13 protein-coding genes and 2 tRNA genes are annotated in these 11739 nt (G+C 50.2%); 11 read left to right on the top strand and 4 right to left on the bottom strand.

Annotation, left to right across the window (positions count from 1 at the left end):
- The first annotated feature begins 117 nt into the window (after positions 1-117).
- The 4 genes from OFAG_RS08675 (at position 118) to OFAG_RS08645 (ending at position 3172) form a co-directional block, all read left to right on the top strand.
- A complete protein-coding gene (locus tag OFAG_RS08675; protein WP_005876628.1) occupies positions 118-510 on the top strand; it encodes a helix-turn-helix domain-containing protein in 393 nt (130 codons plus the stop codon).
- A gap of 622 nt (positions 511-1132) precedes the next feature.
- Positions 1133-1399 (top strand): hypothetical protein, encoded by a 267-nt coding sequence (locus OFAG_RS08665; protein WP_020995155.1) that lies wholly within the window; start codon positions 1133-1135, stop codon positions 1397-1399.
- On the top strand, positions 1392-1613 hold the full coding sequence (locus tag OFAG_RS08660; protein WP_005876633.1) for a hypothetical protein: 222 nt from the start codon (positions 1392-1394) through the stop codon (positions 1611-1613). The genes OFAG_RS08665 and OFAG_RS08660 overlap by 8 nt, the downstream gene beginning before the upstream one ends.
- Before the next feature lie 572 nt (positions 1614-2185).
- The gene (locus tag OFAG_RS08645) at positions 2186-3172 is read left to right on the top strand and encodes a hypothetical protein (protein WP_005876635.1); all 987 of its coding nucleotides are present in this window, start codon (positions 2186-2188) and stop codon (positions 3170-3172) included.
- A gap of 688 nt (positions 3173-3860) precedes the next feature.
- On the opposite strand, the gene OFAG_RS14185 is transcribed toward OFAG_RS08645, so the two are convergent.
- Complete coding sequence (locus tag OFAG_RS14185; protein WP_020995153.1) at positions 3861-4472, bottom strand: DUF302 domain-containing protein; 612 nt, start codon at positions 4470-4472, stop codon at positions 3861-3863.
- Positions 4473-4531: 59 nt separating this feature from the next.
- On the opposite strand from OFAG_RS14185, the gene OFAG_RS08630 reads away from it, so the two are divergent.
- Entirely contained in the window at positions 4532-5026 is a 495-nt protein-coding gene (locus OFAG_RS08630) for a phospholipase D family nuclease (RefSeq protein WP_315970637.1), read from the top strand.
- Positions 5027-5446: 420 nt separating this feature from the next.
- Here OFAG_RS08630 and OFAG_RS08620 read toward each other — a convergent pair.
- From OFAG_RS08620 to OFAG_RS08610, 3 genes are all read right to left on the bottom strand, one after another.
- Positions 5447-5532: transfer RNA gene (locus OFAG_RS08620), tRNA-Leu, on the bottom strand.
- 189 nt (positions 5533-5721) lie between these two features.
- Positions 5722-5795, bottom strand: a tRNA-Gly gene (locus OFAG_RS08615).
- 282 nt (positions 5796-6077) lie between these two features.
- Positions 6078-6413, bottom strand: coding sequence for a hypothetical protein (locus OFAG_RS08610; protein ID WP_005876642.1), 336 nt, complete (start codon positions 6411-6413; stop codon positions 6078-6080).
- Positions 6414-6913: 500 nt separating this feature from the next.
- Here OFAG_RS08610 and OFAG_RS08605 point away from each other — a divergent pair, with 500 nt between their 5' ends.
- The 6 genes from OFAG_RS08605 (at position 6914) to OFAG_RS08570 (ending at position 11670) form a co-directional block, all read left to right on the top strand.
- Positions 6914-7171, top strand: coding sequence for a hypothetical protein (locus OFAG_RS08605; protein WP_005876644.1), 258 nt, complete (start codon positions 6914-6916; stop codon positions 7169-7171).
- Positions 7172-7345: 174 nt separating this feature from the next.
- Positions 7346-7630: a hypothetical protein gene (locus OFAG_RS08600; protein WP_005876646.1), complete on the top strand. Its 285-nt coding sequence runs from the start codon at positions 7346-7348 to the stop codon at positions 7628-7630.
- Positions 7631-7920: 290 nt separating this feature from the next.
- Positions 7921-8739: a squalene synthase HpnC gene (hpnC, locus tag OFAG_RS08590; protein WP_020995152.1), complete on the top strand. Its 819-nt coding sequence runs from the start codon at positions 7921-7923 to the stop codon at positions 8737-8739.
- A 312-nt stretch (positions 8740-9051) separates the two neighbouring features.
- The gene (rpmB, locus tag OFAG_RS08580) at positions 9052-9288 is read left to right on the top strand and encodes a 50S ribosomal protein L28 (protein ID WP_020995151.1); all 237 of its coding nucleotides are present in this window, start codon (positions 9052-9054) and stop codon (positions 9286-9288) included.
- A 35-nt stretch (positions 9289-9323) separates the two neighbouring features.
- Positions 9324-9491, top strand: coding sequence for a 50S ribosomal protein L33 (gene rpmG / locus OFAG_RS08575; RefSeq protein WP_020995150.1), 168 nt, complete (start codon positions 9324-9326; stop codon positions 9489-9491).
- A 142-nt stretch (positions 9492-9633) separates the two neighbouring features.
- Entirely contained in the window at positions 9634-11670 is a 2037-nt protein-coding gene (locus OFAG_RS08570; RefSeq protein ID WP_020995149.1) for an acyltransferase family protein, read from the top strand.
- Positions 11671-11739 lie beyond the last annotated feature (69 nt).

Here is an 11739-nt window from a genome sequence, read left to right as displayed (position 1 = left end):
GAAGCGGCCTCTGTAAAATACGGTTACATTTTATTTTGATGGATGAGTCCGGTTTGGTAATACAATATACGGAAATGTTCATAAACCCTCTTTCGCCCGAAAGCCGTTCCGTTTTCCATGGATAAAATTGCCAAAAGAATTGAAGACTGCCGTCACGGTTTGAATATCAGCCAGTCCGAGCTGGCCCGGAAAATCGGTGTGACGCCACAGGCTGTGCAGAAATGGGAAAAGGCGAAAACCGTGCCGCGGGGAGCGACTTTGCGGAAACTGGCCGATGCGCTGGGCGTTTCACCGGCCTATATCCAGTTCGGGATAAGCGATCCGGTACCCGATTATCCCGCTGTCGAACAGGAAAAGGCGGAATACATTGTGAATAAACGTCCCGGGCAAAACGACTGGCCTTTTACCATTACAAAAGAACAGTTCAGCCAGTTCAGCGACGAACAGGTCTCGCTTATCAACCGCTATATCGAGATTATCTGGCATTCCCTGGAAAAGAAAGGCGTTTGAATACGTGCATCCCTTGCGGGATGGCCCGCTTTCCCGTCCGGAAAAATTGAACCGGATTTTCCTGATGACACCTGAAACGCTTTTGATGCTGATAAGCAACATGGTGTGAAATGGCGTTTCCCCAAAAACGGCGGGTTTCCCCCGCCTTCCCTTCGCGTGCCAGGCCTCCCGTTTCGGACAATAGCGCGCGGTTAATCCGAATTATCGTGTTTTAAAGCGATTTTATTGATTTTTGGCCATTTTGCGCCGGATGTTTTTATCGGTTTCCCAAAATTATTGTTAAAAGTTGAAAAAATAAACATTTTGTATTTATATACCTGAAAATTATAAAATCTTTTTATATCCAGCTATCGGGAAATCCCGGAGCGATCCGTTTTTTCACAAATTCCGTTCATCTTCCGCCTGATTTCCCGGCACTTTTGGGATAACTGCCGTCTAATCGGGAGCGGTTTGTACAGAAAAGCCGGAATATTTCCATTTTTCTACAACCGCAAGTTGTAGTTCGCTATTATTTGTTGTAACATTCGGATGTAGAGCTTGTAACTTTGAGTTTGATCGGGCGGTTCATCTTTTGTGGAAGAACCTCCATTTATTGACTGAATCAGAATGGGACAAACCAAAAATGAAGGAAAGGCTGACCAATATTCATTTCGAAATCATCCGGAATTCGATTTGTACCAGTCGTGAAATTGCCGATAGTGTCGGCGACTTCATCCTGCGCTACACGACGGATAGCGAATTTGCCGAAGTGGCCGTTGCACTGATGAAGGAAGACAGGGAAGAGGTTTTTTCGCTGATGAAAAAAATACTGAATGAAGCGATCTGGTATATGGCCGAGGAGCAATCGGAAGAAGACGGCAGGGAGGAAAAAAGTGGATACGATGACTGAGCATGCAATGATTGTCGAAGGGCTGGAGATCAGCATCAATGCGCTGGTGCAGTCGATCAACGGACTGATGAAGCAGGAAGAACGGCTGCAGGGCGATGGACTCGAGGAACGGGCGGCGCAGGCGCGCTTTTCGATTGAACGCCTGTACGTGCTCCGCAATGAACTGATCCTGCTTTTGAACGAACAGAAAAAGGAAAGGACGGAAGTCGCCTGACTGGCCAAAAGAGGCGCTGGCGGATTGCCGCAGGATTTTGAAATGGCCGTCTCTCTTCAGGGTTTCTTTTTCGGTCAGTGGCATTTCCTGAAAAGCTGCCATTCATGCAGCTTTTTTTGCGTTTTACGGATGAGCGTGCCCGCTTTTTTCTTCCATGCCAAACGGTTTGCATGAAAACGGGAGGCAAGCCAGGGCTTTCGAAAAGGCGGAAGCGTTGCGGTCATCGCTTCTTTTGTCGGCATGCCGGTCGGGAAAAGGACCGGAGAGCGGTTTTTCCGTTTCATGAGACAGGTTCGAAAGCAGTCTGTTTCGACAATGGCCCATCTTTCAGGACGTTTCCCGAAAAACCCTTCGGTTTCGTGCGGGTTTATGCCGCCTTCCCTGTTCAGGCAACTGGCGGGGATGCGAACAGGCCGGCAAGGGGGCGGCCCTTTTCTCCTTTTGTCGGTTACTGAACATCCCGGTATCGTGTTTTTGAGGACGCTCAAGACTGTTTTTTTCTTCAACGTGACAATGATCCTGCATACAGGTTCTGTTTCGGGCGACCTGTCCGGACTTTTGGGGAGGCATTTATGGAAATGCTTGAAAACATTGCGGTCGGCGTCACGATTGTCCTCGTTTCTTCCCTGATCGCCTGGCTTTATCACATCCGCCAGTTGTATGCGACGGCTCCGGCGCTCTTTCAGAAAGCCTCCGTTCGCAAAGGGGAGCCGGTTTATGAGCTCGTCGTCTCCAATCGCGGCAATCAGGTCGAGGAAAACGTGGAGGTGGAGCTCGATCCGGCCGTCGAGGCGGAGGTCGTCGCCACCAATATGCCGGGTGTGACGCTGGACGGTTCGGTTATCCGGATCGAGCGGATTCACCGGAAACAGGCAGTCACCCTGTTAATGCGAATTGATGGCAAGGATTTCGATTCGTCGAAAATCCTGTCGGTTTCGTCCGATGGCACGAAGGGAAAGATTTGCCGGACACCCGGGGACATTCCTTTCAATTACGGCATGACGGCCTTGTTTGCCGCTCTTTTGATCAGTGTTTTTCCGATGGCGTACTACGCCTGGCAACTTGTCGGTTATGTCGAGGAAAAAGTCGATGAAGAGAAGCTGGAACCCGTAAGCCGCGCGGGATGGAGCCATCTGGAAGCGTACCGGGGGTCGGATCTGAGGAAAAGCTACAGTGACAACGAGTTTCCCGTCCGGTTCGTGGCGATGAAAAGAAAGGCGGATGGTGAGACGTCGTCTCTTTCGCACGGGCTTGAAAACGACAGGGCCCGGCTTGACGGGGAAAAAGGCGTTTTGCTCAATTACGAGATCAACAACAAGACGGCAACGGATCTGGACGTTTTGGCGTTTGGAAAAGAAAACAGCGGATCGGTTCCCGGTTATGCCCGTGTCGCTCCCCTCTCGCAGGAAAATCTGGTCATTCCGGTGAATGTCGTACCGGATTCAAAAGAGATCAAAATCGAGTTTCTTTTCCGGATGAACGGGGAACGGATTGGCGGGATCGAACATTCGGTGGAGGCGGACAGGGGGATGGCAACGGCAGGACAAGAGGCCACATGACCGGCAAGGATGCCGGACAGCGCGGGCAAGGCCGGTTTCCCGTAAAAAAAATGCGGATTCCGGCAGAGGGTGAACCGGCTGTCTTTCTTCTTCATTTGGCAAATGTCCGGTTCAGGGGAGCGGTGACGTGACAGTCAAAAAGCGATTGCGCTTCCGTTTTCCGTTTTTCCCGGAAAGTTTCTTTTCACGGTTGGCGTTTCAGCAGAGTGGCATGCGGTTTTTTTACCTGTCCCGTTTCCGGATCGCGCCGCTTTCCGGCCAAAAGCAGCTGGCGGTAGCGGCAAGCCGCGGCAGCCGGACGCCCTTTAGGCCGGCAAAACCGTCCGCAAGGCGATTTTTCCAGAAAAAGGACAGGTCGTGCGTTTCGTTTTCCTGCCTGTAAAAAGGATTTTCCGGAAATGCCGGATTCGCCTGTGGAAGCGTGCCTTTCCTGTTGCAGGCCAGGTTCAGACGCTTTCGGGCAGGAAGTTCTGGCGGGCGGCCGTGTGCGGGAAACGGATGTGTCTGCCGGGTGGAAGACGGCTTTGTCGATTGTCGGGCACGATGAAACGGATTCTTTTGCGGCACGGTTTTCAGTCTATCCTGCGGAAGCCTTTTTTCAGGGCGCCGGTCTGTACCGGCCCGGCAGGAAAGCGGCCAGTTGCCTGAGGGCTTTCCGGCAGAAAGGAGAAGCCGCCACTTGTCGCGCTTATACCATTTTCCTGACAATGGTTTCAAACAGCTTGCGCATTTTTCCGATGACTTCGCTATCCGGATCGGCTCCGAAACGGTTGGCGATCCAGGCCGGGTCGTTCCAGCTTAGCATGGCGCCTGCCGGGCTTTCCCATACCAGTATTTTCAGCGGCAATTCCAGCGCGGCTTCGGGCGATTGCTGCATCAGCAGTGTACCGACGGCAGGATTGCCGAAAGACACGACACGGGCCTCTTTCATGTCGAGGCCGGCAGAAGCGGCATTGGCTTTGTGGTCTATTTTTGAAAAAACGGGGATTTGCAGGCTTTCCAGTACCGACAGAAGGCGGTTCCATGCCGAATCGACGTTTTCATGGACATGCAAGTGGTTCAGGCCTTTTTTCATAGTATGGTTCCGGTCACGCGGTTTGGCAACGGACTGTCCGGACTGAAGCGGAAAACCGTTGCGGAAGATGGCAGCTTGCCCCTGAACCCGCTTTGCGAAGCCGTCCCGTTTACGGACAGGACGGTTCATGCCTTGCAAATGAGCGGGATCGTTCCCTGCGAGCGTGCCGGCTCCTTGTTTTGCCGGCTGTTTTTGTCGCCGGTATATAATAGCGGTTCCATCCATTTTTGCCTTGATATTGCTGAAAGATGAAAAGAATCCACCGTTTTTTCCTGTTCGGGCTGATGCTGCTTTTTTCGGCCCATCTGCATGCGCAAACCGTTATCGAAAGCGCTTTTTCGCCTGACGGCAGGGCGGAAGAACTGATCCTGAAAGTCATTGATTCCTCGCAGGAAAGCCTCCGGCTCGCCGCCTATGCGTTCACGTCCCCTCCTGTCATGAAAAGCCTGCTTGCCGCGAAAAAACGCGGTGTGGATGTGAAAATCGTGGTTGACGAAAAAGGCAACCGTTCCAAAGCCAGCCGGGCGGCCATGAATCTGATGGTCAATGCCGACATTCCGTTGCGTACGGTTTCCCGCTACCGGATTCATCACGACAAATACATTGTCGTGGACGGCAAACACGTCGAGACCGGCAGTTTCAATTACAGCAAATCCGCCGCGAAACAGAACAGCGAGAACGTGCTGGTTATCTGGAACGATCCCGACATCGCGAACCGTTATCTGAAGCACTGGGAATCCCGCTGGAACAAGGGAACCGACTGGAAGTCGGAATACTGATTTTTCCGTTTTTCCGATGGAACAAAAAAAGCCGGGCAGTGCCCGGCTGTCAAAGGGGGAAAGAACAAAACTGTGCCCGGAAAAGATGGCTGGTTTGGCTTTTTCCGGTTATGCATAAACCGTGCCATCTGTTGGACAGGCGTCCGCTTTTTCCCGGGAGGAATGGCGTTTGCCGTTCTTGCCGTGTGGACGGGGCCGGAAAGCGGCCATCTTCCGGCATGACCCGGATAGGCCAGTGAAAGCGGTCATCCGTTTACCGGTGTATGGCAATGGATGGGGTTTTGTTCGGGGATTTAACGGTTTTCCGGTGAAATCGTTTTTCGCCTTTTCCCTGTCCGGCATAGGGGTATCGGCGAGCCCGGGAAAATACGGGACGACTTCCTGTTGATGGATTTTGTTGGGCAAAAACCATGAGCTTGCTGGTGCGAGGGAGGGGACTCGAACCCCTACACCGCAATGGCGTCAGGACCTAAACCTGGTGCGTCTACCAATTTCGCCACCCTCGCTAACGACAGAGCTCGGAATTTTACTGCATTTTGATCCGGTTTTGTATGAATTCGGCAACGACCGCTACAGGGGAGTTTTTTCGGGGAATGTCGGCGCCGTTACCTTATCCCCTTCTTTTATCCGGCCAGACAGGAAAGGCAGGGTTTGTTAAAAAGTGCCGCCAGTCTGATCCGGAACCGTTTGGGAGGTGGAGCGGAGGACGGGAATCGAACCCGCGTCGTAAGCTTGGGAAGCTTCTGCTCTGCCATTGAGCTACCCCCGCGATTTTTTCATTATAGTCCCATGCGGCTGAACGCACCATATAAAAAACGCTTGCTGTGGTTTGGCGGCACTGCCGGGTTTTAAGCGGAGGGTGATGGCCAAAGCGATTCGCTGCCTGTGCCGTACGCGGTTTTGAAAAGTCCGGTTCCATGAAAAAACCTCCCGGCCGGGAGGTTTTTTCAAACAGGGGCTTTTTGTTCGGATAGCGGTTTTTTGATGATTTCCACCTGTCGGGAATGGTTCGACCGGCTCTTGGTGTTTTGGAAAAAACAGCGGAAAAGAATCAGGCAGCCGGTTTTTCCTCTTTCAGGTCGTGGTTGGTCGGGTAGCCGGATTTTTCCAGATAGGCGTCCAGCAGATCCTCCGTTTCGTAAAAATCCGTCCAGGCCTGCACCGAACGGGCTTCCTGTTCCCTCATTTTGTACTGTTCAAAGTACTTGCTGCTTTCTTTCGGATCAATGTGTTCCTTGAACGGATAACCGGATTTTTCCAGATAGGAACCCATGATTTCGTCGGTGCTGTAGATCCGGGCCCATGCCTTGACAGACCGGGCTTCCTGCTCGCCCATCTTGTATTGCTCAAGGATTGCCTGTTCTTTTGAAGATTCGTTTGTTCCCATTATGACTCCTGGCTTTGTTTGCTGCATCAGGAAATTCCGGCGGTCGATCAGGATATTTTCACTCTCCGCTGCACGGGAAATTCCACAGCATTTCTCTCTGTATAATAGTACCGTAACTCAACACATTCGTGGCGAATAGATGCAAGTTGTCGCGTTTTTTCCGCCTGTTTTGGATGATTTGTCGCAAAGAAAAGGCTTTTGCGCCGGTAGCGGAAAAAATCTTTTCTTTGGGGAAAAGGCCGCAACTGGCATGCCTTCTGTTTTTCCGGGGGCGGCATGAAACAATTTGGCAGGTGGCCAACGGAATTTTTTTCATTTGAAACGGTCTTCAAAGAGGGATGCCGGATCTTGTAACCTGGCAGCCGGAACGACAGCGGCAACAGAATCGGGATAAAACGGCCCGGATTGGTTACAATAGGCCTCCATGACAGGAAGAGCTTTGACTGAAAGTCAAAAAGCGCTGACCTGTATTCGATTGCTGGATTTTGAAAAGGACGATAATGAACGAATCCCGACCAAAAGACGATACGCCGGTACCAAGAGCGTTTCTGGAAGAACTGGGTTTTGAACTGCCCGAAGAAGTCTTCAGTTTTTATACTGAAGGTACCGATATCATTTTCAACCTTCAGGTCGTTGAAGAAGTCGGTTGCGATTTCAGGGTCTATGAGGAGCAGGAAAAATTTCCATTGAGCCAGACACAGATTCAAAAGCTCAAAGACGCCGGTTACTACAGCCCGGACGGTTTTCTGATTCTTTAAGGCGGGCCGTTTTCAGGGAAGCGGTTTGCCAGTTGGCCACAGAAAAAGATCGGTTTGACCGCTTCCCTCCTCATTCTTTAGAATGTTCCGGTTTTTTGCCGTCTCCGGGCGGGAGGTTTTCCCGGTTTTGTCCGGCTCTCCGCCCTTTATTTATTTCATACAGGAAAAGTATCCATGAACAAGACTGAAATCGACGAAGCGTTTCACCGTTTTGAAAAAAAATACGATTTGCCTCCGGTATTCCAGATGTCGGACGGCAAAATACTGGGTGCTTTCATCATTACGAAAAACGGCGAGTCTTTCATGATCACGTTTGAAAGCAGTGACGAGGATATCCTTGAGGCAGCCAGTCTGGTCAGCCCTGAAAAAGCCGGGGAAGCGGCAAGCGATATCCGCGCACTGAAGGCGTTGTGCTCGACCCCGGTACCGAATGTGCCCGCTCCCGATACGCTTCAGTAAATGATCTGAAGGTTGCTTGTCCGGTTTTTGTCCGCTTGCCCGATCCGGGGGGCGTGTCAGAGCCGCCCTGCTCCCGGGGAATCGGGCAAGCCGTTTGGCAAAGGCCGAAATTTTTCCGGCCGGGTTTGGCGAGACAGTTTTTTCTTTTCTGAAAATCCCGGTCTTGTTCATGCCGGCTTTCTCTTTAAAGCCGTTACGGCTTCCGGTCTGCGCTGTTTTTCTTGTCCCCGGGGTTTAAAAGGAAAGCGTTTTTGATTTACCATGACGCTTTCCCACTCTTCCCGCATTCAATGGCAGTCGAACATTACGAAAATTTTCCTGTCGCTTCCATTTTGTTGCCGTCCCGCTTGCGGCAGCCGGTGGAAGTCATTTACCACTTTGCCCGTTCTGCCGACGACATTGCGGACGAGGGCGATCTGAGTTCATCGGAAAGACTGGCCGCCCTGTCGTTTTATGCCGATGAACTTGACCGCATCGGACGCGGCGAAACGCCCCGAAGGGAACTTTTTGTCGCGCTGGGAAAAACCGTTCGCGACTTCCATTTGCCACTGGAACCATTTAAAAATCTGCTTTTTGCCTTCCGGCAGGACATTTCGGTGAAGCGATACGACGCTTTTGCCGATTTGCTGGATTACTGCCGCTGTTCAGCCAATCCGGTGGGCCTGTTGATGCTGCATCTTTATGACGCGGCAACGGAGGAAAATTGCCGGATGTCGGATGCGATTTGCACCGCGCTTCAGCTGATCAATTTCTGGCAGGATGTTGCCCTCGACTGGCAAAAAGACCGGATTTATATTCCGCAGGAAGATATGCGGGCGTTCGGTGTCACGCCGGACGATATCGCCGGCGCCAACGTATCGGAAAACTGGAAAGCGCTGATGGCTTTCGAAACGGAACGGACACGGAAACTGATGCATTCCGGCGCGCCGCTTGCCGAAAAACTGCCCGGCCGTATCGGCTGGGAGCTCCGGCTGGTTGTTCAGGGGGGACTGCGTATTCTGGAACGGATTGAATCGGCCGGATTCGACGTTTTCAGAAAGCGTCCGGTTTTGCGGGGCGGCGACTGGCTAAGCATTGTCTGGCGTTGCTTGAAGCGCCGGAGCCGGTAGGTTTCCCCTTCAGTCCCCCCTTCCGTTCTCCCGTTTCGAAAGCAGGCCAACGTTTCCGGTCGCGTTTTTTTGTGCCCTCACCCGGCACGACAGATGAAGGCCTGCCTTGCCGTTTGGCCCGTTTCCGGGCTTATTAAAACCGCCGGGCCGTTTTATCCTGTTGATATTGAAGGGATAAGCCGGGTGTGCTGTGAAAATGTGTCGCATATTCATGTAATGCGACACACTAGTTTCGCACAAGTTCCTGTTTTTTCTTGTCTTTTTTGTGTCTTTCAGTTAGAATCCCCTCTTCTGTTTTTTATGGAGGTTTTCATGGCTCGTGTTTGCCAGGTGACGGGGAAAAAACCCATGTCAGGAAATACGGTTTCTCATGCCAATAACAAGTCGAGACGCCGTTTTATGCCGAATTTGCACTATCGCCGCTTTTTTGTCGAATCGGAAAACCGCTGGGTTTCCCTGCGTGTCTCCAATGCCGGGCTCCGGGTGATCGACAAGTTGGGGATCGAGGCGGTTCTGGCGGATTTGCGTGCTCGCGGTGAGAAGGTTTGAGCCGGTTGTCGGCTGTTTTTTGAGAGGTTTTTGTTATGGCTAAGGCAGGTAGGGAAAAGATCAAGCTGGAATCCACTGCGGGTACCGGTCATTTTTATACGACAACGAAGAACAAGCGGACAATGCCTGAGAAGATCGAGATTGTGAAGTTCGATCCCAAGGCAAGAAAGCATGTCCCTTACAAGGAAGCCAAAATCAAGTAAGCGCTTTCCACCATTCTTTCTTTTCTGCAAAAAGCCGGCTTCATGCCGGCTTTTTGCATGACGCGGCATTCCGGCGTTTCCTGGTTTTCGGGAATGCCGTATAATTATTTTTTTTACAAGAAACCATCTGTATAAATCTGTCATGCCGTCAGCACGCTCCTCTTTACCCCCCCCCCCCCCGCCATCTGAAAAGACTCAGAATAAATCATTAGTTTATCGCCCTGATATCGACGGCCTTCGTGCATTGGCTGTCTTTGCCGTTTTTCTTTTTCATGCGTTTCCGAAATATCTGAGGGGCGGGTTTGTCGGGGTTGATGTTTTTTTCGTTATTTCCGGCTTTCTGATTTCTTCCATTATTTTTTCACAGCTCGAAAACGGTTCTTTCTCTTTCTGGAATTTTTATAGCCGTCGTATTCGCCGGATTTATCCGGTCCTGATTGCGGTTCTGATTGCCTCTCTGGTTTTCGGATGGTTTTTTCTCCTGGCCGATGAGTTCATGCAATTGGGCAAGCATGTGGCTGCCGGGGCTGGATTTGTCTCGAATTTCGTTCTCTGGTTCGAGAGCGGTTATTTCGATAATGCCGCCAATACCAAGCCTCTTTTGCATCTCTGGAGTCTCGGCATCGAGGAACAGTTTTATATTGTCTGGCCTTTTCTTCTCTGGCTGGCCTGGAAAAAACGGTTCAACCTTTTTACGGTTTCTTTTCTGATTGCGCTGGTTTCTTTTATTCTGAATCTTCACTGGTACAAGTCAAAACCGGTTGTGGATTTCTTTTCACCACAAACCCGCTTCTGGGAGCTGCTTTGCGGCGCCATGCTGGCATGGGCCAATTTGCATTTCCGGGAAACCTTGCTTCCGTTGAAAGAACGGCTGAATGTTTTCTTTCAGCGGATTGTCTTTTTCGGCACTGAAAAACCGGATAGCGCTCTTTTATCACACGTTTTATCGTTTCTTGGAATGCTGTTTCTTGTCGTTGCCGTTTTGGTGACGAAGGAAAAGGGATTTCCCGGCAAGTGGGCTTTGTTGCCTGTCTTCGCTACGGTTCTGTTAATTGCTGCCGGCAGTAACGGCTGGTTTAACCGGAAGGTTCTTTCGAACCGGGTTCTGGTCTGGTTCGGCATGATCAGTTATCCCTTGTATCTCTGGCACTGGCCGGTTCTTTGTTTTGCCCGTATTTTTCTGGGACGTGAGCCTTCTTATCTGATGCGGGCTGTTGCTTTCCCTGTCTGTATCATTCTCGCGTGGTTGACGACAAAACTGATCGAAAACCCTCTTCGATTCGGCAAATACGGCACATTCAAAACGATCGGTCTGTTCGTTGCGATGACCTGTGTCGGACTGATCGGATTCACCGTTTATAAGAAAGAGGGGATGTGCAAACGCTATTCCACTGTTGTACAGACGTTGCTCAAAATACAGACAAAAGGCTATAAAACAAATGAAGTATATCTCTATGGATGCAATCAAGCTGGTTCCCAAAAACCAGATTACCGAACCTGTACTCTTCAAGGAAAACATGCTGAAAAACCAACAATCGCCATATGGGGGGATTCACATGCTTCTGCTATTACATATGGTTTCAGGGAACATTTTCGGAATCAATATAATATCTGGTTACGTGAAACCCCAACTTGTCCACCTGTATTTGGTACAGAAAACAAGGAAATCAGATTAACCTGCCAAAATAATAATGATTTTATTATTCATGAAATAGAAATAAACAAACCAAAAATTGTTGTCCTACACGCAGCATGGCACGCCAGACAAATCTATAGGGATTCATACAAAAACCTAGATAACACTATTACCAAACTGCGCAAAATTGGAATCAATAACATTCTAGTTATTGGCCCAGTTCCATCATGGGATAAAAAATTACCCTCTTTGTTAATTTCAGAATTTGAGAAAACACAAAAAATCCCAGCAAGACTTATCCCAAGAGACTATTCTACCTACCAGAAAATTGATAAAGAAATGGCGAAACTATCGCATCAATGGAATGTGAAATATATGTCGCCTGCTCACTTTTTATGCAACGACAAAGGGTGTCTAACGATGGAAGATGAAATACCAGATAAAGTTATAACATATGACAATGATCATCTGACTGGTCAAGGGTCTAAATATCTGGTTTCCTTATTCAAGGATGACCCGTTTTTTGGGATCAACAAACCCTAGTGTTTGAAACATCCCCGGAACCGGAATGAACAAACCGGTTTCCGCTTCGCCGGTTCAAGAATACGATAC

The sequence above is a fragment of the Oxalobacter paraformigenes genome (assembly GCF_000158475.2).
In the GTDB taxonomy this organism is placed as follows: Bacteria; Pseudomonadota; Gammaproteobacteria; order Burkholderiales; family Burkholderiaceae_D; genus Oxalobacter; species Oxalobacter paraformigenes.
The sequence above is the reverse complement of the archived record's forward strand: the minus strand, read 5'-3'. Positions and strand labels throughout refer to the sequence as shown.